General features: G+C 60.8%; 21 protein-coding genes. 5 read left to right on the top strand and 16 right to left on the bottom strand.

The annotated features are described in order from the left end of the window. Positions 1 to 56: 56 nt before the first annotated feature. The 3 genes from ASD03_RS25685 to ASD03_RS25675 form a co-directional block, all read right to left on the bottom strand. Entirely contained in the window at positions 57 to 2,234 is a 2,178-nt protein-coding gene (locus ASD03_RS25685) for a type I secretion system permease/ATPase (RefSeq protein WP_057217285.1), read from the bottom strand. Positions 2,235 to 2,267: 33 nt separating this feature from the next. After that, positions 2,268 to 3,629 (bottom strand): TolC family outer membrane protein, encoded by a 1,362-nt coding sequence (locus tag ASD03_RS25680; protein WP_225906504.1) that lies wholly within the window; start codon positions 3,627 to 3,629, stop codon positions 2,268 to 2,270. Between the two features lie 440 nt (positions 3,630 to 4,069). Continuing rightward, positions 4,070 to 4,825 (bottom strand): GGDEF domain-containing protein, encoded by a 756-nt coding sequence (locus ASD03_RS25675; protein ID WP_082557407.1) that lies wholly within the window; start codon positions 4,823 to 4,825, stop codon positions 4,070 to 4,072. 311 nt (positions 4,826 to 5,136) lie between these two features. Between ASD03_RS25675 and ASD03_RS39330 the strand changes: the two genes are divergently transcribed. Further along, the gene (locus ASD03_RS39330; RefSeq protein ID WP_146160938.1) at positions 5,137 to 5,403 is read left to right on the top strand and encodes a hypothetical protein; all 267 of its coding nucleotides are present in this window, start codon (positions 5,137 to 5,139) and stop codon (positions 5,401 to 5,403) included. Between the two features lie 195 nt (positions 5,404 to 5,598). After that, entirely contained in the window at positions 5,599 to 6,066 is a 468-nt protein-coding gene (locus tag ASD03_RS39325; RefSeq protein WP_057217281.1) for a hypothetical protein, read from the top strand. On the opposite strand, the gene ASD03_RS25660 is transcribed toward ASD03_RS39325, so the two are convergent. Continuing rightward, entirely contained in the window at positions 6,056 to 6,712 is a 657-nt protein-coding gene (locus ASD03_RS25660) for a response regulator transcription factor (RefSeq protein WP_057208345.1), read from the bottom strand. The genes ASD03_RS39325 and ASD03_RS25660 overlap by 11 nt on opposite strands. Continuing rightward, positions 6,709 to 8,103, bottom strand: a complete 1,395-nt coding sequence (locus ASD03_RS25655; RefSeq protein ID WP_057217280.1) for a sensor histidine kinase — start codon at positions 8,101 to 8,103, stop codon at positions 6,709 to 6,711. The genes ASD03_RS25660 and ASD03_RS25655 overlap by 4 nt, the downstream gene beginning before the upstream one ends. Positions 8,104 to 8,378: 275 nt before the next feature. Between ASD03_RS25655 and ASD03_RS25650 the strand changes: the two genes are divergently transcribed. After that, positions 8,379 to 9,059, top strand: coding sequence for a hypothetical protein (locus tag ASD03_RS25650; protein WP_057217279.1), 681 nt, complete (start codon positions 8,379 to 8,381; stop codon positions 9,057 to 9,059). Between the two features lie 306 nt (positions 9,060 to 9,365). Here ASD03_RS25650 and ASD03_RS25645 read toward each other — a convergent pair whose 3' ends face one another. The 11 genes from ASD03_RS25645 to ASD03_RS25595 all read right to left on the bottom strand — a co-directional run bounded on the left by ASD03_RS25645 (position 9,366) and on the right by ASD03_RS25595 (position 24,292). After that, entirely contained in the window at positions 9,366 to 10,253 is an 888-nt protein-coding gene (locus tag ASD03_RS25645; protein WP_057208339.1) for a UTP--glucose-1-phosphate uridylyltransferase, read from the bottom strand. A gap of 17 nt (positions 10,254 to 10,270) precedes the next feature. Continuing rightward, positions 10,271 to 11,458 (bottom strand): polysaccharide pyruvyl transferase family protein, encoded by a 1,188-nt coding sequence (locus ASD03_RS25640; RefSeq protein ID WP_057217278.1) that lies wholly within the window; start codon positions 11,456 to 11,458, stop codon positions 10,271 to 10,273. A gap of 12 nt (positions 11,459 to 11,470) precedes the next feature. Further along, entirely contained in the window at positions 11,471 to 12,805 is a 1,335-nt protein-coding gene (locus tag ASD03_RS25635) for a glycosyltransferase family 4 protein (protein WP_057217277.1), read from the bottom strand. Continuing rightward, positions 12,802 to 15,030 (bottom strand): hypothetical protein, encoded by a 2,229-nt coding sequence (locus tag ASD03_RS25630; protein ID WP_063997113.1) that lies wholly within the window; start codon positions 15,028 to 15,030, stop codon positions 12,802 to 12,804. Before ASD03_RS25630 ends, ASD03_RS25635 begins: the two co-directional genes overlap by 4 nt. 14 nt (positions 15,031 to 15,044) lie before the next feature. Beyond that, on the bottom strand, positions 15,045 to 15,776 hold the full coding sequence (locus ASD03_RS25625) for a hypothetical protein (RefSeq protein WP_057208333.1): 732 nt from the start codon (positions 15,774 to 15,776) through the stop codon (positions 15,045 to 15,047). Positions 15,777 to 15,785: 9 nt separating this feature from the next. Continuing rightward, positions 15,786 to 17,039, bottom strand: a complete 1,254-nt coding sequence (locus ASD03_RS25620; RefSeq protein WP_057217274.1) for a glycosyltransferase family 4 protein — start codon at positions 17,037 to 17,039, stop codon at positions 15,786 to 15,788. Beyond that, a complete protein-coding gene (locus ASD03_RS25615; RefSeq protein ID WP_057217272.1) occupies positions 17,036 to 17,875 on the bottom strand; it encodes a class I SAM-dependent methyltransferase in 840 nt (279 codons plus the stop codon). The genes ASD03_RS25620 and ASD03_RS25615 overlap by 4 nt, the downstream gene beginning before the upstream one ends. Continuing rightward, positions 17,872 to 19,896, bottom strand: a complete 2,025-nt coding sequence (locus ASD03_RS25610; protein ID WP_225906501.1) for a glycosyltransferase family 2 protein — start codon at positions 19,894 to 19,896, stop codon at positions 17,872 to 17,874. Before ASD03_RS25610 ends, ASD03_RS25615 begins: the two co-directional genes overlap by 4 nt. Before the next feature lie 292 nt (positions 19,897 to 20,188). Next, positions 20,189 to 20,848, bottom strand: a complete 660-nt coding sequence (locus tag ASD03_RS25605; RefSeq protein WP_057217270.1) for a calcium-binding protein — start codon at positions 20,846 to 20,848, stop codon at positions 20,189 to 20,191. 265 nt (positions 20,849 to 21,113) lie between these two features. Beyond that, positions 21,114 to 22,514 (bottom strand): HlyD family type I secretion periplasmic adaptor subunit, encoded by a 1,401-nt coding sequence (locus tag ASD03_RS25600; RefSeq protein WP_057217267.1) that lies wholly within the window; start codon positions 22,512 to 22,514, stop codon positions 21,114 to 21,116. Continuing rightward, on the bottom strand, positions 22,511 to 24,292 hold the full coding sequence (locus tag ASD03_RS25595) for a type I secretion system permease/ATPase (protein WP_057217265.1): 1,782 nt from the start codon (positions 24,290 to 24,292) through the stop codon (positions 22,511 to 22,513). Before ASD03_RS25595 ends, ASD03_RS25600 begins: the two co-directional genes overlap by 4 nt. A 192-nt stretch (positions 24,293 to 24,484) precedes the next feature. Here ASD03_RS25595 and ASD03_RS25590 point away from each other — a divergent pair, with 192 nt between their 5' ends. Continuing rightward, positions 24,485 to 25,057 (top strand): MarR family transcriptional regulator, encoded by a 573-nt coding sequence (locus tag ASD03_RS25590; protein ID WP_057217263.1) that lies wholly within the window; start codon positions 24,485 to 24,487, stop codon positions 25,055 to 25,057. A gap of 48 nt (positions 25,058 to 25,105) precedes the next feature. Continuing rightward, entirely contained in the window at positions 25,106 to 26,335 is a 1,230-nt protein-coding gene (locus ASD03_RS25585) for a glycosyltransferase family 4 protein (RefSeq protein WP_057217261.1), read from the top strand. Positions 26,336 to 26,553: the final 218 nt, after the last annotated feature.

The raw sequence follows: 26,553 nt of genomic DNA, 5'->3' as shown, positions 1-26,553 counted from the left end.
ACCCCTCCCGCCATTTGCGAACCGACGTCTTTTCGTCATCTTTGTGAAAGCGTGCATCATAGGCCGGCTCCGGCCACTGGGCCAGCAGGACCGGGCCGCCTTTGCAACTGCTCGATGACCTCAGCCTTCGGGCCATCGGCAACGACGCGCCCGCGGTCAAGAACCAGCAGCCGATCGACGAGGCTCAGCATGCTATGGCGATGCGTCGATATCAAAAGGGTGACATCGCTGCTGAAGACGGTGGAGAGCTTGTTGATCAGCTCACGTTCGCTTGCAAGGTCCATTGCCCCGGAGGGTTCATCAAGGAAGACGACCTTCGGCTTGCGCAATAGCAGCCGTGCGATGGCGACCGCCTGGCGTTGCCCGCCGGAAAGCTGAGAACCGCGTTCACCTACGGGCATGTCATAGCCGCGCGGATGGTGGGAGACGAATTCGTCCACGCCGGCAAGCCTCGCTGCCGCCACCACTTCTTCATCGCTGGCGGTCGGATTTGCCATCAGGAGGTTTTCCTTGATCGTGCCCGAGAACAGATCAGAATTCTGCGACACGAACGATACCGCCGAGCGAACGACAGAGGGGTGCAGTTGGCGAATGTCGACGCCGTCGACCAGGATTCGCCCCGCGCTTGGTGGGTAGAGGCCGGCAAGCAGACGGCCGATCGTCGTCTTGCCGGAACCGATGCGGCCGATGATGCCCACCCGCTCTCCCGCTTTGATCGCCACGTTCATGCCGCTGACCACTTTGTGGTCGGTCCCCGGGTAGGCGAAGTCGAGATTGGCGAAGGTAATGCTGCCGTTGCGGATCTCGCGATTAACGAAACCGATCGTATCGGGCCGATCCTCCGGCTGCTCCATCACCGCATTCAGGATCCGCAGCGATAGAAGCGCCTGGCGCAGTCGCGCCAGCGTCATCGCAATCTGGCCGAGCGGTGCGACGGCGCGGCCGGCCAGCATGCTGGCGGCGATGATCGCGCCCGAGGAGATGTTTCCTTCGGTGAATTCATAGGCGCCGGCCACGACGATGCAGACCGTCACCAACTGCTGCACGAACTGCGTCGCGTGCGACGCCCAGGAGGAAATCTCCTTGATTTTCTCGGCCGTGTTCGAGGAATGCTTGGCCAATTCGTTCCAGCGGCGAAGCAGCTGTTTTTCCGAATGCAGCGTTTTCACCGTCTCGATCGCGCTGATCGTTTCGACCAGGAGTGCCTGGCGCTGGGCGGACTCGTTGGATGCCGCGGCGACGCGATTGCCGATCTTGTACTGCGCGACGTAGCCGATGATGAGGCTCAAGATAAAAGCAATCGCTGGAATGAGCGCGATCCAACCTGCCACCGCATAGATGGCGGCGATGAAGACGAAGACGAAAAGACTGTCGATGATCATGCTGAGCGTATTCGACGTGAAAAACTCCCGCACGAATTCGTACTGCATCGCCCGGTTCGCATACTCGCCGGTGGACGGCGGCCGCGACGCCATGGTTGCATGCAGAATCTTCTCGAATAGCATGTAGGAGAGTTTCAGATCGGCCTTGCGGCCGGCGTAGTCGATCAGCGCCGCGCGTACGGTCTTCAATAGGAAATCGAAAAGGATGGCGGTGCTGATGCCCAGCGCCAGGACCCAGAGCGTCGCGATCGCCTTGTTCGGCAGGATGCGATCGTACACGTTCATCGTGAACAGCGGCGCGGCGAGCGCCAGGACGTTGATGAAGAATGTCGCGATCGCCACCTGGACATAGGCTTGCCAGAAGGGCTTGATCGTCGAAGTCAGCCAGTGCCGGCGGTCAATGTTGCGCGCCTCGCCAACACCCCGGCCGGCAGCCGCGTTCAAATAGGTCGCCGAGAACGATGCGGCATAGGCGAGCCCGCCGAGTTGCAGATCGGACAGCTTCACCGCCGTCTCGTCGGGCCTTGCCAATTTGTTCGAAAGACTGAGAGTCCCGTCCGGCGCCTCCTCCAACAACGCCGTGGCGCTGCCATCGCGAAAGACGAGCAGCAGCGGGAACACGAAATCGCGATTGGCAAGGGCCCGCGTGGAAACAAGCTCCGTCTCCAGGCCAACGCGCTCAGCTATGCGGGAAACGTCTTCGGCGCTCGGCGACCGGGCGTCGAAGGGCACGTCGGAATAGAGCACACTGTCTGACGAGGGGCGGTTCAAGAAGACGCAAATCTCCTTGAACGCCTCGGAAAAGCCAGTCAAGGACGGGCCAATCTGCGCATGCCTGTCAATAGCTTGCATCACCACCGGTTGTGTCCGCCCTCACGAGGACTATCATTTCTGCCGGATCGGCGCCAACAAGTCGAGCGGCAAATCGTTCGTCTGGCGCGACGGAACACGGCGATAGGTTTCCGTAGCAGGCGTGTCCGGAACATTGAACTCGGTGCGCGCATAGGCTTCGGATTGAGCCGGTGCTTTGATCTGCATCGTCGCCAGGAGCTGGCCAGTTGCGGCAAGCAGGCGATATTCGGCAAACAAGGCTGCATATTGCGATGTTTTCGCCAGGACGCTGACATTGAAACGTGCGTTCTGCGCGCCCAGCACGTCGAGCAGCGAGCGCTGGCCGACCTTGAGCTGCTCGCGATAGGACTCGACGATCTGCACGTTCATCTGGGCCTGTGCATTCAGCGTGCGCGAAATGTCATACTGGCTCGTGCGGCGTTCCCAGGAAATGCGAACGGCCTCCTCGACCTCGCGATGCGCCTGGTGGAAGACCAGCCGCTGCTCGCTCGCCCGGCGCATCTGTTCCTGCTCGTTGGCGATGTCTATGCCGCCACGATAGAGATTCCATTTTGCGACGATCCGCGCTTGCGCGTCCCAGGAATTGCCGGTCGCGCCGTCGATATCGTTTCCGGAGCGCACGCTTCCTTCGGCAAAGACCTCCGGAAACATGCTCGAGCGCGCAGCCTTTACCTGCGAGTCCGCGACACTGATGTCGGAATCGGCAGCCTTGATGCGCGGGTTGTTGCCGCGGGCGATGCCGATCGCCGTCTCCAGCGTTTTCGGCAAGACGTTCGCAACCGACTTCGGCATCGACGGCTTGGTAAGCGGCTGGCCCACCAGGCGATTGAAGCTGATCTTGACGGTATCGAGCGCTTCCTCCGCTTCCAATAGGCGGGCCTTTGCGGAAAGCAGGCGTTCACTGGCCTGTTGGCGATCCGCATCAGTCAACGTTCCACCTGAAATCAGCGAGCTGATATCCGATAGGATCGACTGATGAACGCCGACGTTCTTGCGGGCCTCCGCCACGATCTGCTGCTGAAGAATATACTCGAAGTACTCGCGGACGATCTGCAACCCAATGGTTTCGGAACGTTCCAGCACACGGAAGGAGGCGCTGTCGACGCGTGCTGCCTGCCGCTCCAGTTCGGCACGACGACCACCGCCGTCAAAGAGCTTCTGAGTGACTGTCAGACCGACATCGGAAGGATAGAGCGGGTCGTTTTCGATGGAGCCGAGCCGTCGTGCTTCGTCCTCGAGGTGTTGCACGCCCGTGGAAGCTTCCACATCGAGGCTCGGCAGGTAGAGACCGCGGGCCTGCCGCAGTTCGAACTCGATCGCCTCGCGGTTCTCCATCGACTGCCCGATCTCCGGGTTCGATTCCATCGCGATTTGAAGCGCTTCCCTGAGCGTCATCGCATCGGCCGCACCGCCCGCAAACACGGTTGACGCGAGCAGAATAGAAAACAACCCGCCCTTAAAGGTTTTCCCCACGTTCAATACTATCCCCCTCGCAATCAGTACGTCACGCTTGCAAATCCAAGCGCACATTACAACTGCAGAAATTTATCGCTAAATAATACAGCTGTAATAAAAGGCGGCCACCACTTTTGGGGTGGTGCAAGAGTATCCCAGCCTTTCGCACGGTCATGTTGCAAAAATGGAACAATCGCGCCCTTTAAGCCGGGATCCGTTAAGCTATTGAAATAGAACCGATCGCGCATCGCGTCTTCAGGATTTGAGCGACTAAGTTGCCGTCTACAACTCAATGCAGGTGCGAATTCAGCCGCTGAATCTCAGTCGCCGCGCGCAAGGTTGTATCTTCACCTAACGTGAGCGCCAGCGCCCACATTGATTCAAGCCGAGGGCAGGCGGACAAAACCGACGCTCTGAGTCGCCGCAACAGCAACGGCCTCGGAAGCGGCAGTGCGGCGCAGCTGCTCCAGGTCAACGCTGCCGTCGAACAACGCACCGCCAACGCTGAAGGCAAGATCGACCTTGCTGCCGTCGGCAGCGAAATGCGACGAGGTCAGCGCTTTCGTCAGGCGTGTGCAAACCTGCTCTGCATCAGCTTCGGTCGCACCCACCAACAGGACGTCGAAGCTCGCTGGACCGGTTCGCGCGACGACATCGTCGCGCCGCACCGAGGTGCTGATGGTGGAGGCGACGAATTGGAGCAGTTCATCACTCCATTCCGGGCCGAAAGCGGCGCCGACATCGTCGAGATTGTTGATCCGCAGATGGATGAGAGCCCCGTGAAGCTCCTCGGCACCGCGCTGACGGCGGCGCTCGAGACCATTAACATGCTGGACGAGCCCGCGGCCGGTAACGCAGCCGGTCGTGGCGTCATGGGCAACGACGTGGTTGATCTGGTTGCGGAGGCGCTGGGCCCGGCGAAACTGCATGGCCGCGACGACGATCAGCGGCACACCCATCAGCAAGGAAATCAAGGCCGCGCCGACCATCGCTGCCGCATAGGGCCGGTCGACGAGAGCGACCAGGCTGAGATAAACCAGAACCTGGGCGAGTACGGCGAAACCAACGATGCCGGCCAGGACATAGCGCACGATCCGCCAATCCCTCTGCCCGTTGAATGGTAACTCTCTCTGCATGCATCCAGCTCCCGATTCACTGACGATAATCGGTCTAGTGCGGTTTTATGCATATTCCCTTTCCTAGGTATCTACAACTTTATGCACCGCATAGAATGTACCAGGGAAATGCACCAAAACGGCATAACTGCCGCCTGAATATTCGCGCTCGGCGTGCAAATTCAAGACGGCCGCGGGGAAAACCCGTTCTTCCGCTGTCGAGAAAGCGCGTCCGGCGGACTTTGGTCCTACTCCTGATCCGACTTCAGTCCGCTTTGACACAGGCCCGCTTGTTCCGCACGCTGACAGCATGTTGGGCTGGTGTCACGAAAATGAGGATCAAGAACTCTCTGAGCCGACTTCTTTCTCCGACGCTCGGGCAAGAACTGGCGCCCAGGACACATGTTCTGGAGTCTCTTCTTGACCTTTGCCAAGCCTACAACCTGGCGGTCACGGAACTGCACAGGCTACAGCTAGAAACGCATCCGCGGCAGGATGCGATCCGGGAGTTTGAAGTTCTGTGTCGCGATATTGAAATGCGGCTCATGTCCTGTATTGAGAAGGTGGACCGTGCCGGCAAAGCCGAAGGTCCGCACTGAAAGCCTGCCACGGGTCGTTCGCGGCGCCCTGGCCCAACGCGTTTCAGCGATCAGGGCTTTCATTTACAGGGGTTTGTCGAGGCGGTTGTCTCGGTTGAACTCATGCTATCGACCGCCGGATTGTGGTCTGGCAGAGCATGCCCAATCTCGACAACCTGTCGAAGCCCGGGCAAAGTTCTGTACTTAGGAGATGTCATGCCTACGCGTCGGAAGTTTCTTACCGCAGTCAGTTCGGGAGCCGTTTGTCTGTTCGCCACAGCCCTTCCATATACCCTCGGCCCTGCCGGCTCGTTGCTGGAACTTGTTCCCCAGGCCGCTTTTGCCAAGAGCGGGGAGAATAACGGCAATGGTGGGGGCGGCGGCGGCGGCGGTAGTAACGGTGGAGGAAATGGCGGAGGAAGTGGTGGAGGAAATGGCGGTGGTAACGGCGGAGGAAACGGAGGGGGCAGGTCTGGAAAAGGCAACTCGAGCGGCGGCAACGCCCGTGGCAATTCGAAGGGTGCCGGCGGCGGTGCTTCCAGGGTCGGCGTGCGCCATGCCGATGGTATGAGCGAGGAGATCAATAACGGCCGCTACATAATGAAGGATGCGCGGGGGCGCACGATCATCAACCGAAAGGCGACCCTGGCGGACTTGAAACGAATTCAGTCCCTCATTCAGTGAGGGGACGCCAATCGGCCGCGTCGCGCAGCACCATGGCAGCCTCGGTTCGGTTGGTGACACTGAGCTTGGCCATGATCTGCGTCATATGGTGCTTTACTGTCTTTTCCTGAAGTTCGAGTTTCCGGGCGACGTGCTTGTTGCTCATGCCTGCGGCCACCAACTGCAGCACTTCATGTTCACGCGCGGTCAGGCTGGCGACTAGGGCCGACAGGTTTGATGGACCGCGCGTCCGATTGGAGAGAAGTTTGGCCGAGAGCGCCGGAGTGACATAGCTCTCGCCCGTGGCGACGTTGCGTATGATTTCCGCCAGGGCTCGGCCACCTACGCCCTTCAGCACATATCCCAGCGCCCCTCGTTCGAGGGCTGCAGTGACATCGTCGCTCGTTTCGGAAACGGTCAGCATGATGATTTTTTGCGACGGCGATAACTCGAGGATAGGTGGGATTGCGTTCAAGCCGCCCCCCGGCATGGATATGTCCAGCAGCATGACATCGGGACGCAGATTCTCGGCAATAAGCAGGGCATCATCCCTGGAACTCCCCTCGGCAACGATTTCGAAGCCGCCGATCTCCAGCAGGCTTCTTGTTACGCCCTCTCGAAACAAGGGATGGTCATCGACCACGGCTATGCGTATCGCTGTCTTCATACCGCTTTTGTCTCCTCGGTGCTGATTGTCATACGAACAACGGTGCCAGTTGTTGAGACTTTAATCTCGAAGGCTCCACCCAAACTTTCGATTCGTTCCCTTAAACCCTCAAGGCCAAGGCCCGTTGGCTCGACGCGATCCGGGTTGAAGCCAGGCCCATTGTCCCCGACCTCGACCATCACCTGCGCACCCACCGTCGATTGTGAGACACGCTGGCCGACGCCGCCGCCATGGCGGTACGCGTTGTTGAGCGCTTCCTGCACGAAGCGGTAGATGCAGATTTTGGCGGACAGAGCGAGGTGATCAGGCGGGTCGAAAACTGACAGCTCCACGGTCGTTTCCGTTCGCTGCTGATGGGCGTGAACGACCCGCTTCAAGATCTCGGGCAGGGTCGCTGTTTCTATCTGCGGCAGAACAAGACCGCTGCAGATCGTTCGGATCTCCTGCATTGCTTCATCGAGGCTTTCCTTGATTTCGGCGATGCTGCGCTCGCGCGTCGCTCCGGGTGTTTTCGGGTTCGTCAAAGCATCGCTGTCGAGCCGCAGGGAGGCGAAGGCCAGCAGTTGCGCAGGCCCGTCGTGCAGATCAGCACCGATGCGGCGCAGATGACTTTCGTTGAGCGCCGCCGTGCGCTGCGAGGCCCGCTGGAGCCGCCCACGTAGAGCTTCGTTCTGCGCGAGCAGCGCTGAAAGCTGGGCGATCCGATCCTTGAGCGCATGGCGCTGCGTCTCAATGGTCCGGCTGCCTCGCAGCACGATCGCAGAGAGAACCACGAAAAAAGCAAGCGTAAAGGCTGCGACCGCTAACCAGGTATAGAAGCGCGCTTGATTCAAGCCGTGTTGGAAATCATAGGAGACCTCATGAAATTCAGAAACTGCAACGACCTCTCCCGACCACGGTTGCAGCACCGGATTGTAGATCTCAAGGATCGGCATGTCGGCTGGGCGTTTGTCTGACTGCTCCCCTGATTGATCGAAGAGCGCCACCATCCTGCCGGAGAATGCCGTTCGCAACTCGTCGCTGAGCTCGAGCCGTTTTCCAATCTGGGCTTCGTCGCTTGAATACAGAACCGTGCCGTCTGCCCGCCAAAGGCGGAAGGACACGAGACGGTCTCCCAAGGCGCCCTGACCAAGGGTTTCGTCGAGCGCGCGCGCGACACCGCCGTCGAGTATCTGGGTCGTCTGCATATCGGGCAACAACGGTGCGATCACACTGTCCACATAGAGAGCCGTGGTTGCGGCGGAGTTGCGAGTGACGGCCTCCTCGATAAGGCGTGAAACAAACGCCCCAACCAGCACCATTGCAGCCGCTGCAACAAGGCCGCCGATAAGCAGGAACTGCGATGCCAGTGAGCGGGCGTTCCAATTTTTGATGAGTTGGGTGGCGCGCACGAAATTTCCCGGTATCGACTGCTGGTCGCCAGCGTCGCTGTGGTACAACAAACCCACGTTAACCTAAACGCTTGGGCAGGCTGGTCAATGCCGTGGCACGGTTCTCAATCCTTATCGGACCTTAGGCTGTCTGCCGGACAGGACCAAGGTCCTATAGGCCGCCGCAATGGTCCGGGGGGCATAGTAGCTCCCTTTTGCCCAAGATAAGTTACGCTTCTCTACAAACGCGGCCTTCATCGAAGTCGGTGCCGCGGCTATTCGAAGAGGAGTTTCTTATGGTTTTCGCGAAAGCAATCGCTCGTGGCGCCTTGGCGCTGAGTCTGGTCGTTGCCCCCGCGGTAGGCGGTATGGTCGGTGCGGCGGGCGCAGCCCTGGCCAAGGAAGGCCATGGCAATTCCGGTGGCGGCGGCGGCGGTGGTAATGGAAATGGAAATGGCGGCAACCATGGCGGGGGCTCAGGTTCCAGCCATGGAAAATCGGGAACCGCGCGTGCAAGCAAGGACACCCGGTCGGGCAAGGCCAGCGCCAGCGACACGCCGACGTGGAAATCATTGTTCACACGTGGCAAAAAAGTCCCGGACACCGCGAAAAAAGCTGCCAAGGCCGACAAGTTGACCAAGGTGGAGCCAATTGAAGCTGGCGTCGGCACGCCGGGACTGCGCTCGCTGAACCGCAACTATCACGCTTATCTCAACTCGAACGATCCCCGTATGGCCGCGGTTGCCGCCTACGCCATCGCCTATGCAGAGTTTGAGGCTGAGAACGGCGTGGACGCCATCCCAAGCGACCCAGCCCTCAGCGATGAGGCTCTGCGCGATGCGCTTGCCGGCTTCTCGAAAGACGGTGTCGTAACCGATGATATGCTCGACGAAGCCAAGGATGTCCTTGGCGTCGGGCCTGACGTCGGCAAGATCGATCAGATCCGCGAAACGCTTCCTCCGGCACCCGTGAATTGACCGTTGTGGCCCGCCATTCGGCGGGGCCAGACAGTTGATCGTGGTCGGCAGATAACGGGGCGCCAAGGATTCTCCGGTCTCGTGATCGTTGAAAATCCGGAAGAGATTGACAGCCAAATCAAACAAGGCCCGCAAACAGGAATGTCTGCGGGCCTTTTGATGTTCTACAGCGCCGCACGTCTTATTAGACGCGAAAAGGTCGCTGTAGCCCTTTGAACTGCTGCATGTTTTTATCCTTAAACGCCGCCGCCATGAACACAGATTGCGCAACCTGGCGGCACGGCCGCTCCTTGCGGCGTAGCGTCATCAGGCGATTGCGCGCAGGGGCGTCATCAGTGCATGCATCTCGCCGGAGATCCCTGCTGCAATGTCGGCGCGCGCCATTGCCATGTGCAGGTTGGCCGCGACGAAGCCGGTCGGATTTCCGCAGTCGAACGTGCGGCCGCCGAATTCGAAAGCGCGAATTTCCTGGTCTTTCATCAGGGTGATCATCGCGTCGGTCAACTGGATCTCGCCGCCTGCACCCGGCTCCTGGTTTTCGAGGATGTTGAAGATCTCCGGCTGCAGAATGTAGCGCCCTGAGATAAACAGGTTGCTCGGCGCCGTGCCCGGGGCCGGTTTTTCCACGAGGCCATCGACCAGTGCGCCCCCAATGGTCTGCTTCAGGGAAACGATGCCGAATTTGTGAGCCTCTTCCGGCAAGCACCGTTCGACCGCCACGACATTGCCGCCATGTCGCTGGTGAAGGGTCGTCATCGATTGGAGGCAGGGTTCGTGATCGACCATCAGCATATCCGGCAGCAGCACGGCGAAAGGTTCGTCGCCGACGATGTGGCGCGCCGTCCAGACGGCGTGGCCAAGGCCACGCGCCTGTTGCTGACGCACGAATGAGATGCTGCCGACATCAGGCGTTGCCGTCGCCAGCCGATCGGCAAGCGGGTTCTTGCCGGCTCGCCGCAGCGTTGCGTCGACCTCGAATGCGTGATCGAAATAATCCTCGATCGCACCCTTCATGCGGCCGGTGACGATGATGACGTGTTCGATGCCTGCGGCAAACGCCTCGCTGACGATGTAGTCGAGGATCGGCCGATCAACGATCGGCAGCAGTTCCTTGGGAACGCTTTTTGTCGCCGGCAGCATTCGCGTACCGAATCCGGCGGCCGGGATGATCGCCTTGCGCACTTTGTTCTGCATGTCAGCACCTTTTCGCTTCAAGCAACTCGGGAGATTTTTGCGGGTGGGGATTTGAGGATGTCGTGCATCTTGTGCTCGACACCATTCTCAGTGAGGAAGCGGTACATTTCGCCGTAGGTTTGGAACCAGGCACGGTTGTACCTGTCGAAGAGGGCCTGGTCCCAATAGTTCTCGAGGCGGAACGCCTGCTGCCCGAAGATGTCGAAACTGGGGATCTTGAATGTGTCGCAGAACTCGGCCGTTCGGCTGTCATAGGTGCAGTAGATCGACGGAACCCCATTCGCCAGCGCCATGAGATTGCCGTGCAGGCGGTAGCCGAGCACCAGGTCCTGGGCGCGGATCAGCCGTTCGTAATCGGCAACCACATCGGAATAGAACAGCCTTTGCTGGTAGAGGCGCAGCATCACCTCATCGAGATACCAGGACGATGTCCAATGGTCGGCCTTGAGCGCGGCGAGTGCTTCTTCGCGCTGGGCCTCGTCTCCCAGGACAAGCTTCTTTTCCTCGACCTCGCCCTGCGTCAACAGCACGGTCTCGAAGCGCCCGGCCATGGTTTTCACCAGTTCGCGGTGGAAGCCGAGATAGCGTTCAATGTCCTTGGCATAGGCGTCGGAGACTTCTCGCCTGACGGTGACCCCGACCTTGCGGACCTGTTCGAGCGGCGGCAGCGTGATGCGCAGTTCCGGATCGTTCTGGCGGAAGGCGGTCGGGCATCCGATGATCCGGACGTTGCGGATGCCGAGATCCCACAGAACTTCGGCCGAATAGGCACCCCGCACACCGATTGATGTCGTCGATTCCGACATCAGGCGCAGAACGGCGCGCGTATCGTCGGAGAGCCTGATTTTTCCATCCACCGGAGCCTGTGCACCGATGCCAAAGCCGATCACTGGCAGGCCGAGCGCCTTCAGGACCGTTGCTGCCGCCTCCCAGTTCATGGCGTCGTGAATGTAATTTGATCCGCGCAGGAACACGTAATCGTATTCCTCGCGAAGCCGGGCGATGTCGCGTGGCCTGAATTCCGATATTTCGAGCACACCGAGTTGTTCGAACCGCAGCAGTTTCAGCGACGAGTCGAAGACGAAGGCATCGCCCATATTGTGGTAGTGGTTGATGTGAGACTGGATGTCTTGATGTTGATACCAGCGAACGCTGTCATGTGCGTAGACTTCACCGGCGGGGATCATGACTAATATGCGTGCCAAAAGCTTAATCCGTCATTGGAACTGTGACGAGACGCGCATCTCGACGCGATGTTCGCGTTGCGCGGCACCGTCTTTCTCGCGCAGCAGGCTGCGATAGACGCCGAGGTGTTCCCGTGCGCAATCCTTGGAGCTGAAGGGACCGCGCATGCTGCTGCGCAAGCGGTCCCAGACCGTGTCGTCGTTCAGCACCTCGACGATCCGATCCGCGAGGTGCTGGCCGTTGCCGGCGCGAAAATGCAGGCCATCGGCGCCATCGCGAACTTTCTCGGCCATGCCGCCAATGTCAGAGCAGATGATCGGTCGGCGGTGCAGCAGCGCTTCCTGGATAACGACGGGTGAGTTCTCCCACCAGATCGATGGGAAGATCACCCAATCGACGGATCGCATGAGCTTCGGCAGATCGGCATTCTGGTAGCTGCCGTAGAAGCGCACCCGACGACCGGCTCGCTCGATCAGCTTCTTCATCCGCGCCTGGAATTCGGCCGGTTGGCGCTCGAGATTGGCGCCGAAGATCATCAGGTAGGCGTCATCGCCCCAGATCTCATCCGGTACGCGGCCGATGGCATCGATCAGCACGTCGACGCCCTTGAACGGCGTCATCTGGCCGAAGAAGGCGAAGCGGTTGCGACGCGCGTCGCTTCGCGCAAGTTCGCGCGCGGGTGTCGCTTCCTCGCCCATGATTCCGTTTTCGATGACGTGAATGCGTTGGCGATCTACGCCCCACTCCGCATAGCGCTTGGCGAGAAAGGCGCTCGGCGCAACGAACGCGTCGACCATATCGAGGAGCATGGTGCGCACGAGCGCCTCACGCCGGAGGAACCTTGATGCCGGAATATCCGGAAAGCAGCTGTTGCAGGCGGTCGGCGAAGCCTGCTCGCAAAGCTGACCCGTCGGGCGTTTTACCATCTGGCCGTGGTTGTGGCAGATCGGCACGAATTCATGAAGGGTGAGAAGGATTGCCGCGTCTGGCAGTGCGGAGCGCACCGCATAGAGGGCCTCGAGACCGAAACCCAGAACGTGATGGAAATGAATGACATCCGGTTTCACATCGCGCACGAAGCGCAGGAGATCACGCTCGATCGACTCGACGTCCTCATTCGCGAGGTGAAAATGATCATAGGCATCGGTGTGGAACAACACCTCTTCCTGCGGCAGGCGCGCACTCATCAGCGCCGACGAGGCGTGTCGTTGCAGTGGCGGGGAGGCGGCCGCCAGATACACGGATTCGACACCTTCCATCGCGTTCAGGCCGCGATGCAGGTTGTGCGAAGCGATCTCCGCCCCTCCAAGCGAAAACGAGGGGTGCGCATGCGAGATCACCAGGACGCGAAGCTTTTGCTCCCTCATGCGGAAACCCTGTCAAACGATCTTTGGTTCTGGTGAGCACTTCGCCACCGCGACTTGAGGATTTCGACATCGATGCGCTCGGCGAGCGCGGCAAGCTTGCCGTTCTGCTCTCCCGACATCGGCTCGTCGCAGCCGAGCAATTGGATCGATGGCAGCAAGTAGGCAGCGGTGCCTGCCCGGTTGATCCGGAGCCCGATTTCGCAGGCCTTCTGTTTTGAGCCGAGATAGACGCCGCAATCGCGCATCGCGTCGTTCAGGACCGCACGCGGCATGATGCAGCATTCGAGCGACGCGACGTCGACCCGCGTCAATTGCAGTGCCGCAATCGCCATCAGCGGATAACCGGCATAGCGATCGAGCAGCAGTTGATCGCCGTCCTCGGAGAGCCAGCTTCCTGCCCATTTCACCGAGTGATCGTCATAGGCAAGCATCGGCGAAATCACGCTTCCGACGTGGGCCTCTCCGACTGCCGTCAGTGCGTCGTACCAGCCTTTGCCGGTAGGGACGAGTGAGCCCGCCATGGTTACGATCGTGTCGCATGAAACCACCTCCGCCCCGACGGACAGCAGATCGAAGCGATCTTGTGCCGCGGCCGCGCAGACCAGGCGGACCGAGAGACCATAAAACCGTGCCAGCTGTCTAAGACGGACGAGATCCCTCTGGAAGGCCGGCTTGCTGACAACGATCACGAGCGGAGCGCAGCGCGTCTGCGGGTCGAGCGCAAACAATGCGAGGAGCGGGCCGACTTCCGGCATTCCGACGGTGGAGCCGACGATGATGGGAACGCCGGCATTTTCGTCGAACACCCCGACGTCGATGATCGTTTCCATGCGCGGCGCGGCGCAGGCGGCCTTGGAGAGAAGCGGGACGATCTGGTGATCGACGATCGCCGGCAGCGCCCAGTTGGCGGCATCGAACAAAGACAATTGCTGGATTGCGGCCCGTCGCGCCGGCATCCGCTTGGGTGTCAAGGGCAGAAACGCGCGCCGACCTTCTCTCAAGGTCAGATCAAGATAGGGTGTAGCGTCGAGATTGCCGCCAGGCAGTCTCGCATGGGCGACAAATCCGTGGGCCTGATCGTCGCTGTCGAGCGATGCCCGGAATGCGGGTTGATCGGCGAAGCTTTGCGAAACGTCGAGCCGATCCAGGCGCGTCCAGATGTCGTCGAGCCTGGCCTCTGCGCCCGGCCGCCGCAGTTTGACGGAGGAAACATGGTGCTCCGGGTCGAGCAGCCAGCCCGAAATCAGCATGTCGCCTTCATCGGTTTCGAACACCCGGTCAACGTCCAGGCGAACCGGGTATGGAAGGCTCGATATTGTGTCCTTGCCGGTGAACCCGTTTGCCGCCGAACGCAGGCGCAGCATGGCCTCTGGCGTTGCCCGGGCTTCGAGCAGCACGGACCGGATGTGGTCCGGAGTGTCCAGGGCCGCGCTGATCTGCACGCGCGAATGCGCCGGTGTCAGGTGCCAGCCTCCGCCGGCATTGTAGACGATGCCTTTGAGCGCGTCGGCGCGCACCCTCCCGCCCGTTTCCAGAACGGCGACGAAGCCCAGTTCGCCCTCCGGTATATCCGGCCGGGCAAAACTGGCGACGAAACAATCGGCGACGGTCGTTGCGCCGGCTAGCAGATAGGCTTGGCAACGGCCGGGAACGAATGCGCGGCTCCAGCCCATGATGACGATGACGCCGTCATGGGTCTCTCCGACCAGTTCGATGAAGCCGTCGGACGGCTGCAGTGCCTTGATCAGCGAAAGTCCGGCGAAAACCCTGTTGCGGTTGCCCGGCTGCGCCATGAGCTGATCGGCGAGGCGACTGACGACGACGGCCGTTTCTCCTGCTGCGGTCTGCGCAATAAGGGTTGCGGCATCTTCGATCGAAATCGGTCTGGGGGCAACGATGAAGCGCTCGCTGATGCGCCCATCGTCAACGTCGATCAGCGAGATGGGCACATCGGGCTTCGGTTGCGTCAGGAGCGCCGCAAAACCGTGCGTCGCCGACGGCGACGATGCAGACAAGGGCCAGCTTGCAACAGAAGCGCCGTCTCGCGCGGGCTTTGCGCCATCGGCCCTGACGGAAACAGCGTGGCCCCTGGCTCGTCCGCTGCCAAGGACGAGCATGGTTTCCTGATCGATCCGAGCGGAAACGGCCCGACCCTTGCCGAAGCGCAAGGGTGCCCCCGCGGCGCGGGTGCCGTTGGTGCCAGCGGGTCTTTCATCGTTCGCCATCGTCTGCCGCATCATCATCTTGCCAGCAATGCCAGCAGCGCTCCGGCTGCAAATCCCATGAGGACGAAGAGAAGCAACACGAGCGGCCTGGTCTCGCCGCCCGCCCGTTTTTGAAGTGTGGAGAGTGTCTTCTCCATGCCCGCCACGACGCCATCCATTCGCAGCAGATGCACGTCCAGATCGTCGAGCCGTCGGCTCATCTCGGCACGAAGGCCGTCGATGCCGGCGCTCGGGTCTGCCGCTCCGTCGGTTTCCGCCGCATCTGCACCGATATGAGGTACGCGCTGCAGCGAACGTTGGGAAATCTGCAGCTGACGCTGCGCAGCCATCAGCACGTCCAGTTTGTCGAGCACCCTGGTCAATGGTGCTGCGATCAGCGCTTCGGCTGCCTGTTCGTCTGGTTGTGGCACGCGCAGGGGCTGCCCCGCTCCGTCTCCCGTAAACGCCATGACGACGAGATCGCGGCTGCGCTTCTGTACCGCCTCAGGCAGGGCGATTTCGAATGCGTGCTGGCCGTCACCGATCCCGTTTCGCTTGAGGTCCGGGCGATTGCGGTCGGCGATCGCTTCGGCGACCGGTGCGCCATCGAGGAGGACGCGCACTTTGAGCCGTTGGCCGGGGGCGGCGGGATCGTGCGCCCAGCCGAACAGGCGTCCCCCATCGATGGCATCGACGCGACCGTTGATGGGTTTGGCGCCTTCATTCTCGGGCGGCGGCGTGTCGAGTTTTTCTGCGACTTGGGCCATGGGTCCTCTTTATGCGGCCTGAACCTGCTGGAGATTGAAAAGAGCAAGGTAACGACCGGCTGTCGTGTCGATGTCATCAGGGCGAACGGCTCGGCCGGAAAGCTGGCGCAGAAGCGTCGGCTTTTCGATGACCTGCCGCATGGCGGCTGCGAGCTGGCGTGGATCGTCGGGTGCCACGGTCAGGCCATTGACGCCGTTCCTGACCATTTCGGCCATTCCGCCGATATTGCTGGCGATCACGGGGCGTCCCTGCGCTTGCGCCTCCTGGATCACCAGCGGCGCATTTTCCCACCAGATGGAGGGGACAACGGTGCAGTCGACGCCGCCGATGAGGGCTGCCACATCTTCTCGCCGATAGGGGCCGCGCAGCTGGACGAAGGGTGCGGTTTCGGAAAACAGGCGGTCGATGTCGGCGACGAATTCCTGGGTCTGAAACGGTGCGCCGCCATGGACGCGCAGCTCGAAGTCGACGCCATCGGCGATCAGCTGGCGCGCCGCCTCCAGCAACACCTTGATACCTTTCCAAGGGTTTAGGTTGCCGAAATAGCCGAAGACGGGGCGGCCGCTCTTGGGTTTGTCCTTGCCGGCCTTAAACGCCTGGGGCGGTAGGCCGTTGGCAATGACGGAGATGCGGTCTTCGGCAATTCCCCAGTCGACATAGCGTCGTTTCAGGAACTGGCTCGGCGCGGCGAAGCAATCAACCGTGCTCAGAAGCGCCTTGAGATGTTGTTCCCTGAGCGCGAAGCGGTCGGGCTTGATGTCCTTGAAGCAGGCGTGACAACGGTCCGGGCTTGAACCATGGCAGAGCTCCCGCCTGTCGGTGCGCACCATCAGGCCGTCATGATGGCAGATCGGGTAGTAATCATGCAGGGTCATGACGATCTTGCACGCCGGCAACGTTCTGCGCACGATATGCGGAAATTCGGCGCCCATCAGCAGAATATGGTGGAGATGCACCACATCGGGTCGGAATTCGCGCAGCAGTTCCACCAGATCCGGCACGAAACCGTAAAGGTCGATCTGGCTCATGAAAAAGCGATCGAAATGCCCCGCCCAAAGCAGGATTTCGTCGCCTGTCGGCCCTATGGCCTGGAAACTCGTGCCCGGTCTGGCCTCGCGATGGACCTGGTTGACCGCGCCCAGGAACAGGGCCTCGTGTCCTGCGCGCTGGTAGGCGCGGAAGAGATCGTGCGCAAAGACTTCCGTGCCGCCGGGATGAAGGGCCGGATGATTGTGCGCCACCACGAGAATGCGCTCGCTCATGGGCGGCTCCGGTGACGCTCACCCACGAGCACATCCTGATAGTGTGTGCCGCCCGGTTCGCGCCAATGGCCAAAGGACTTGAGCGCGAGCGAGAGACCGGTGCGATTGAACGCGCCGTCGAGAAAACCATCGTCGAAGCCGACGGCGGCCAACGGCGGCTGACCCGGTACGAACCAGCAAGGTCCCTGGCCGGCGCGCTCGAAGGCAAGGCGCGGATCGCGCCGCCCCGTGGCATTTCGCCTGGCGATCTCGTCGACGATGAAGGCTGTCATGAACAAACGGCCGCCATGTGCCAGGACCCGGACGATCTCCGCCAGATAGGCCATGACCTCGTCAGCCGGCAGGTGCGTGACGACCGACGTCATGATGATGAAATCGAACTGCGCGTCTGCAAATGGCAGTTTCAGTTCCCGGCCCTTGATCGTCCCCGTCGGGTTGTAGAGATCATGGGCGATGTCGAGGCGTTGGAAGGTGAAGTTCGGATAGGTCGGCGTCACGGTCGCCCGGCACCAGCGGATGCCGCCCTCCACGGGATCGAGGCCATCATAACGGCCTCGGTCGCCATCGAGATATTGGGTGAGCGGCACGGCCATGCGGCCGATGCCGCAGCCGATATCGAGAACGCGATGATTGGCCCGCAAGCCGCCCATGCGGATGAAATGTCCGAGAAACTCCGCGCCGATCGCACGGAAATCACCGTCGCCGACAAAAATGCTGTTCGCGTCCGGCTGCGGAAGGAACCGGTTGCGCGACACGCTGTCGGTCAGCCAGCGAAGATGTGCGTCGTCCAGTGGCGGTGGTGCACCGATTTCATCGCGGGGCAGGGCATCGATCATGCATTCGTCCATTCAATTGCGTGGTCATCGGGAGACGCGGTCTTGGGGCTGCTCGGCGATCGATAGTCGCGCGCCATCAGCGCGGCGATGTCATCGTCCCAGCGCTGGGTGTGGAGCCAGGAGTTGTATTGGCTGGCGACCCCGCGCATGTAGTCCTGGCTGCGCCGGATCGACTGGCGCTCGAAGTGATACAGGCAGGCCGACGGCTCGTAGCCGATCTCGAAGCCGGCCCGGCGGATCTTCAGGCAAAGGTCGCTGTCTTCATAATCACCGATGATATAGTCCTCGGTGAAGCCGCCGACGCTCTCGTAGAGATCCCTCGTGGTGACGAGGCAGGCGCCCGTGACACCGGGAACCGTTCGCGCCTGCTGCGCCGGCATGTAGTCGCTGGGCATGCCCTTGTAGAAGTGGTGGTTCAGCCAGATCCCACGCTGGTCGCGGCCGAAATAGAGGCCCGCGTGCTGCAGCGATCTGTCTTCGAAGATCAGCCTGGGGCCGACCGCGCCGAACGCCCCGCTCATGATCGGATCTATCAGCGTCTGCACCCAGCCGGGTTCGCAGGGCACGACATCGGAATTGAGCATGACCAGAACGGAGCCGCGCGCCATACGCGCGCCGGTATTGCACGCCCGCGCGTAGCCGCCGTTCCGGTTCATGACCACCAGCCGCATGGGCAAACCGTGCAACAGATGCAGCCCGCCGAGCAGATGCTCGGTCTCGTCCTGAATTTCCGGGGAATCCAGAACGAAGACCAGTTCCGCGTTTTCCATGAGCCAGGGGTCCGTCGCCATGCCCGACAGCTGAAAGCGGAGAAAATCGAGAACCTTGTAGAGCGGGATGACGATGGAAACGAGCGGTGCATGCTGCGGCAGGCCATAGTCTCTCGTCCGCTTGACCTCGACCGTCTTGCCCAGACGTTGCTCCACTTCTCGCAGCGCCGGCGCAAGTATCGTGCGGAATGCATCGTCGATGGCGTGTTGCGGCGGGACCGCGCGCAGGATCTGGTTTCGCTGCAGCACGGGTTCGAAGGGTTGCGGCGGCGGGATGAGGGATTTCACGGCCCCGGAGGCGAGCCGCATCTGAAAACGCGGCTGAAGCAGCGGGCCGAGCGGTTGATCGAGGGGTAGACGGGCAACGAAGCCGGTCACGTCCGTCTTCGATTTGTCGGCCTGTGTCTGCGCCCATCCGGGGAATTCGTAGATATTGCCGTCCAGCGGCACCGCTTTGCCATCCGCCTGCAGATAGTCGATGCCGGCGAGCATGGATGACGGATCATGATACCATCCGCCGACCAGCAGGCTGTCGGAAAGGGCGAGCGCCAGGTCGACCTGTCCGGATGGCTGCTGTGCCGCTCTCGGAACGTGACGCTCTTTCAAGGGCGCCCGGACCTGCAGGTCGATTGCGGTCGCCGGTCCACCGTTCGGCCAGGCGGCGAGATGCTGAACGAGCAATTCGCGCAGTTCGAGCGCGTCGCGATTGTCTGCCCACCAGCGCGTAAGGCTTGGACATTGCGCTTCGCGCTCGGAAAGCTGTCTTATGGCGATGCCGTTCTTGCTGAGCAGCACAATCTGAAAGGGTGGGCTGAGGCTTGGCATCTCGGCAATGAAGTGGCAGGCCTGCCAGGCCGAGCGTGTGCCGCGACGGATGATCGCCTTCGGCCTTAATTGGCTGACGCTTGCAGCGCTCACGACATAGATCCCGAGCTTGTCGTCGAACTCCGGATTGATGGTCGTTTCGATCAAGAACCGTCCGCGGCCCAGCTCGCAGGTGATGCGCGCCGGTCGAGGCGTTGGCGCCAATGCGTTGAGGGCGTCTTCGACGATAAGTGAGAAATATGGGTCGCTAGCGACCTTGAATGCGCTTCGCCACGTCGTCAGCAGGACGTTGAGAAATCTGATACGCGCTTCCGGCGCGAGTTCCAGGAACAGCTGCTCCATGTCGAGTGGAGGCAGACCGCTTGCCGGTTCGATGCCGATCGGCACTGCGCTGTCGCTGCCTTCGACGGCAATGACAGCCGACATCGGCGCTCTCGCTGTCCGCATCGCCCACAGCGTTCGCTGATGTCCGTCAACGAGCGAAAGAGTTACGCTCACGAGCGGCACCGGCGGCTTTGACATCGTCAGCACCGGCCGCGTTGGAATTGGCAGCCCCGGCGGCAGGTCCCAGATGAGAACAGCCAGGTCCGATCCTAAACGAAATGCCTTTGCGTCCCGATGATCGGTATTCGGCTGCTTGATATCGCTGAACGGCAAATTCAATCCCTCTTGGAGTGCGCGCCCTGCGGGAGGAATGCAGGGCACGCCTAGTCCACGCTTAGTGAACCGTGAAATAGTTCTCGGGATTTGCGTGAATGTCGTCGACGTCGACGTTGACCAGGGTCAGTGAATCGCCGTGGCCGAGGTCGATGATGACATTGCCGCCGACCTGGGTGACCCGCGAAGCGAGGTCGTCAGGCGAGGTGATATCGAGACCATTGATGCCCTTCGAGATCTGCAGCAGATCTTCACCGGGCGTGAAGTCGAGGATGACGTCGTTGCCGCCGCCGCCGTCGAATACGAAGACGTCACTGCCGGCACCGCCAACCAGGAGGTCGTCGCCAGCGCCGCCGTCGATGACGTCATTGCCGCCACCGCCGAAGAGCATGTCGCTGCCTTTGCCGCCGGACAGGAAGTCGTTACCCTGACCGCCGAGCAAAATGTCGCTGCCATTGCCGCCGGAAAGGAGATCATCACCCCATCCACCGGTCAGCGTATCGTTGCCGTTCTCGCCATAGAGAACGTCGTCGCCTTCGCCGCCAAACAGCGTATCGTTGCCGTTGCCGCCGAAAAGCTGGTCGTCACCTTCGTCACCGAAAATGATGTCATGTCCGTTGCCGCCGCTCACGAAATCATCACCCGCTCGAGCATGGATGAAATCGTTGAAGCGAGAGCCGAACAGCGCGTCGTCGTATGCGCCGCCTTCTAGTGTGGCCATCTGCCTCTCCTCTTGGTGGATAAATCGCACGTCCACCGACCAGGTCGATGTTGATGCGCCGGGAGTGTGCATCGGCCTCGAATATATTTCAACATCGATTCCAGATTAAATCATGAAATCTTCGCGACATTATTGCCAATTTTCGTGGGAAATCAATACAGAAATTAAACTATGCATAGTTTTCCGCGATTTAGTGGGTAGTTTAGTAGCAAACTAGTTCAATATTTGTAGTAATTTACTACGTATCCCGCTTGCCGGCGCCGGATCAATCTTCCCTGAAGGCGCGATTGAAGCTTTCTGTCAGAGGAGACACCAGGTAGTCGATGGCGCGGCGTGCCTTGTGCACGATCAGCACCTCGGCAGGCGCCCCCGGATACAGGCGAACATCGGGATCGGCAGCAAGAGACGCCGCATCGATCTTGGCGCGAGCGGTGAAATAGGAGGCACCCGACTTCTCATCGACCGTCTGGTCCGCGGCAATGTAGGTCACCGCGCCATTGAAGGGCATGCGCGAGCGCTGATTGTAGGCGGTCAGACGGATCTGCGTCGGAGAGCCCACCGATATGCTGTCGATGTCACGAGGGTTGACGCGCATCTCGACGACCAACGGCTCGTCTTCGGGTACGATTTCCATCAGGGGCTGGCCAGGCGTGACAGCACTTCCGGGGGTACGCAGCCAGATGTTGCTGACCACGCCTGCCTGGGGCGAGCGGATTTCCATGCGCCGCAAGACATCCTTTGCCGCAACGATCTGTTCTTCGACATCCGTCAGGTCGATGCGCGCCGTGGTTATCTCACCCGCGATGGTCGATTGAAACTCGCTTTCGATGCCGATCAACGCGAGTTGGGCGCCAGCCCTTGCCTTTTCTGCCTGCGCCTTGTCTCCGGCCAGTTCGCCGCGCGCTCTGGCGAGCTCACTCAGGCGCGTATCGACCTCGATGAGCTTCGCGCGCTGCACGAAGCCCTTCTCGACCAGCGTGGCGATTGCGGTGCGCTGTTCGGTGATGAGGGCGATCTGCCGGTCGGTCGCTTCGAGCTGGATGAGCAGCGATTTTGTCTGTTCGCCATATTCCTCGATCGTTTTCGTCTGAACGTCGACGCGCCCGGCCTTGGCCTCGTGTCGCTTGTCGAAGAAGACATTCTCCGCCTTGATCGCTTCGTCGACGGCGATCTCGCCGGCTTCGCCGAAATTTTTTGGGAAGGCGATTGCGGCGGCGCCGTCCTGTTCCGCCTTGAGCCTGGCGAGCCTGGCAATGAGGCCGATGCGACGGCTGGTGAGGGCATTCAAGTTGGAGCGTGCCCGCGTGTCTTCCAAGAGGATGAGCGGCTGACCCACGGCCACCTGTTCGCCCTCCTGAACCAGAAGGCGCCCCATGACACCTCCTTCGAAATGGCTGATCGTCTTGCGCTTGGAGTCGACGATCACGCTGCCGTTGGCAACGGTCGCGCTGCTGAGTTCCGTCGACACCGCCCATGTGAAGAAGCCACCGAAGGATACGATGATGGTCGCAAGCCCCGCCACCATCAGGCGGCGAAGCGCGCGTTCGGAATGCGCCTCATCGATATCGGCCAGGGTCGGTGCCGCCTGAGGGGCGATTTTTGCCAGCGGTCTGACAACGGGCTCTGAAGGCTGCGGACGAAGCGGAAGCATCTGTTTGTCGGTCATGCGGAAGCAACCTCGCGCCGAGTTTCGCCGGGCCCAGGCACGGTCGTCAGGATATCCGTTCGCGGCCCAAACTGGCTGATACGACCATTTTCGAGGACAAGAAGCTTGTCGGCGACCTGCATGATCGATGGCCGGTGGGCGATCATGATGACGATGGCACCCTGGTCGCGCATGCGCTGGATCGCACGCACCAGCGCGCGCTCGCCAAGCGAATCGAGGTTGGCATTGGGTTCATCGAGAACGACTAGGCGCGGGCGATTGTAGAGGCAGCGCGCCAGCGCGATGCGCTGCCTTTGTCCACCGGAAAGCGTCAGGTGACCATCGCCGACGGGCGTGTCATAGCCGAGCGGCAGGCGGCCGATCATCTCGTGCACTTCTGCAAGCCGCGCGGCCTCGATGACCTTGTAGGGGTCCCCATCTTCCATTCTGGCAATGTTTTCCCGGATCGTGCCCTCCAGCAGCGATACCGATTGCGGGAGGTATCCGACCGATTCCCCAAAGGACCCGCGCTCCCAAAGATAAGTATTGTGGCCATCGAGAAAGACCCCACCCGAGGTCGGCTTCAAGATGCCGACCAGCAGCCGGGCCAGCGTCGATTTTCCGGCGGCCGACGGGCCGACCACGCCCAGCACTTCGCCGGGGGAAAGCGAGAAGGAAATGCCCTTGATGATCGGAACCTCGACGCCGGGGACGGCGTAAACGAGTTTATCCACAATCATGTCGCCCACGTCGCCGACCGAATGGGGCGTCGGTGTCGTCTGGCGGATTGCCAGATCTTCGCCGATCGCCGCCTCGAGCCGGCGCCAGCCGGCAATGGCAAGCACCCATTGGCGCCAGTTTTCAATGATCGTGTCGAAGGGGATGAGCAGACGGCCGACAAGGATGCTCGAAGCCATCATCGGGCCGGGGGTGATGGCCTGGTCGAGAACCAGCAGGGCGCCGGCGGCGAGCGTGATCACTTGGATCGAATAGCGCAGGCTGCGCGTCAGCGACGCCATCGCCCTGCTCCTGGTTCCTCCGGCCTCAAGAGCGCCCAAAGCGTGGATTTGCAGGCCACGCCAGCGCCTTGCGAGCGCCGGCAACATACCCATCGCCTCGATCGCTTCGGCGTGCCTAAGGGAGCCGGCGATCTTCGAGACCGCTTCGACATTCGCCTGGTTGGCCTCTTTGGTGAGCTGGCGCGTCATCAAATCGTTGACCAGTCCGCAGCACACGAGCAACACCACGGACACGACGCCGATCAGGCCGAAAAGCGGATGCAGCAGGAACAGCGCCCCTAGAAAGATCGGGGACCAAGCGGCGTCGAGCGGCGCGACCACAGCCGATGAAGTGAGGAAGCTGCGAAGTTCCGACAGGTCGCGGAGGGATTGGGCGGCGCGAGTAAGCCCCTGGTTCACCGATGCCTGCACCGCCGATGCCAGAACCGGAGCATTCAGTCTTCGCACGATGGCGCTGCCCATCGCTTGGAAAGCAAGGGCTCGGATAAGATCTAGGACCCCATAGACGACCAATGCGCTGATCGCGAGCAGCGTCAGCATGGTGAGCGTATCAAAGCTCTGGCTGTTGAGAACCCTGTCATGAATCTGCAACATGAACAGCGGTATCGTGAGCTGAAGCAGGCTTATGCAGACACTGAGCAATGCGGCGTAAAGTGATACGGAAAGAAACACACGCTTGGCTTGCAATATTAGCAATCTTGGATTGATAATTTCATCCTGGCGCAGAACCCCTAAAATTTGAGCGTTGCTTATCGTCTCGTTCCGAACAGTATCACGCATGGGCAGTAGCCTGAGGTTGACGTTAAAGCCATCCGTGGAGGACGTCTGGCTTTAAAATAGGGTGAAGCGTAGTATTGCTTCGCTATGTGTGGCACAAAAGCAAGAGGTAATGCAAGTTCAAGGTAGAGGGGAGGGGATGTTGTAGTCTGATTTACTTCAAGATTTGAAGTAAATTTCGAAATGGAGAGTTGGATGAATGAAAGAGTACTCTATCCGTCCACGGGGATCAAAGATGTGTCGTTGCTCCAGCAGGAGGAGCAGACGTCGAAGGCGGTAGGAGCCCACGATCAAGCCGAAGCCGCGAACGATTGCCGACAGCTGACCTATTTCGAGCTTGCGCGCCTGATGGAGAGGGTGAGCAGGCGGTTTTCCGGTTTGGTGCGCGCCGAGCTGACCAAGCTGCGTGTCGACGACATCGGTCCGGCTCAGGCCATGGTCTTGCTGGCAATCGGAGATGCCGAGCTGTCGGTGGCCGAGCTGCTCGATCGCGGGCACTATGTCGGCTCGAACGTGTCGTACTATCTGAAGCAACTTGCAGATGGCGACTATATCGATCGGGTTGCCTCCCAGCGCGACAAGCGTTCGGCGCGCATCAAGCTTACGGAAAAGGGCCGGCTGCTGAGGGCGAACTTGCGCGACGCGGCGATGGCCTACGAGCGGGCGCTCAATCGCGGCCATCAGGATCGCCAGAACCTGGAGACCGCCTTTCAGACCCTGCATCAACTCGAACTCGTCTGGGGCAGCGCGTCACGTTACGACATGTGACCGGGCAGAACCCAATGTGGACGTCATTCAGGTAGCGGATTAGATAGCATGCATGTGGCATTTGTTCATCGGCGCGGCTTCGGCCAGTTCGCCGCGTTGGCGGCTGACCTGGTGCGGTCCGGCAACAGCGTCAGCCTGATCACCGAAACCGTGGATCAGAAGATTCCGTCCGTGCGCGTCATTCGGCACCGGGCCGAGCCCGGGCCGCGCATGTCCGCGGCCATCGCTCGGCACATGGCGGTGCCGGATCACCATGCCCGGATCGGACATCGCGTTGCCGAAACGCTCGATGCGATGACGCGACAGGACATGACGCCGGACATCGTCGTCGGCCACATCGGCTGGGGCAGCATGATGTTCGTCAAGGATGCCCTTCCTCGCGTTCCGGCCCTTGGCTACTGCGAGTTTTTCTATCGGTCGCAGGGGGCCGATATCGGCTTTGCGCCCGACGATCAACCCGACCTCGAAGAGCGCAAGAGATTGCGACTGCGCAACGTCGCGCAATTGCTGTCACTGGAAGCCATGGATGGCGGCATCAGCCCCACCGAATGGCAAAAGAGCCTTTATCCCGCCGATACGCGCGAGCGCATTGCCGTTTGCCACGAAGGTATCGATACCGCGCTGTTCCGCCCCAACGCTTCGGCGTCGGTGCGGCTTCCGGACGGTCGCGTGCTGAAGGCCAATGATCCGCCGGTGGTCACCTTTGTCGCCCGCGATCTTGAGCCCTATCGTGGTTTTCCCCAGGCACTGCAGGCCGCCGCACAGGTCGTGAAGAAGCGCCCTGACACGGTTTTCGTCTTCGTCGGAGGTGACGGAACCAGCTACGGGCCGCCGCCTCCTGGCGGTGGTTCATGGAAATCGCACCTGCTCGCCTCGCTTGACGTGCCGCCTAACAACATCATCTTTCCAGGTGTTGTCCCGCACCACATCCTTCGCCAGCTTTTTCAGGTCTCCGCGGCCCATGTCTACATGACCTATCCGTTCGTGCTTTCCTGGTCCGTGCTCGAGGCCATGGCATGCGGCGCCTTGGTTATCGGATCCGACACGCCTCCGGTTCGCGAAGTCATTCGCACGGGTCACAACGGTATCCTTGTGCCGTTCTTCGACGCCGACGCGCTCAGTGAAGCAATCCTCGGCGCCGTCAGCAATCCGCAGGCGTCCGTCGGCATGCGGGCGGCAGCGCGAAGGACTGTCGAGCGGCGCTTCCGGCTCGAGGATTGCCTGCTGCGCCAGCGAGACCTTATGACAACGATGACGGGGCGTCCGGCAGCAATGTGACAATAACATTTCAGAATACTTCAAATATTGAAGTATTTGTTATGTTTATTGTTGGGCGCGCTATGTATTTTGCCGTTGTGCACTGCGAAATTCACTGCTACGTAATCAGCGTGATGAATGGCGATCGACAGTATAGCTGTCGTCGGTTCAGAAACTCCATCGATATGCGTTATCGTTTCTTCTGAGGGCGTTACGTGCAAGAAGTAAGACACTCCGCC

Origin of the sequence: Ensifer sp. Root127, assembly GCF_001425225.1 — a bacterium.
GTDB classification, from domain to species: Bacteria; Pseudomonadota; Alphaproteobacteria; order Rhizobiales; family Rhizobiaceae; genus Ensifer; species Ensifer canadensis.
Note: the sequence above shows the minus strand (reverse complement) of the source record. Positions and strands in the feature narration are given on the sequence as shown.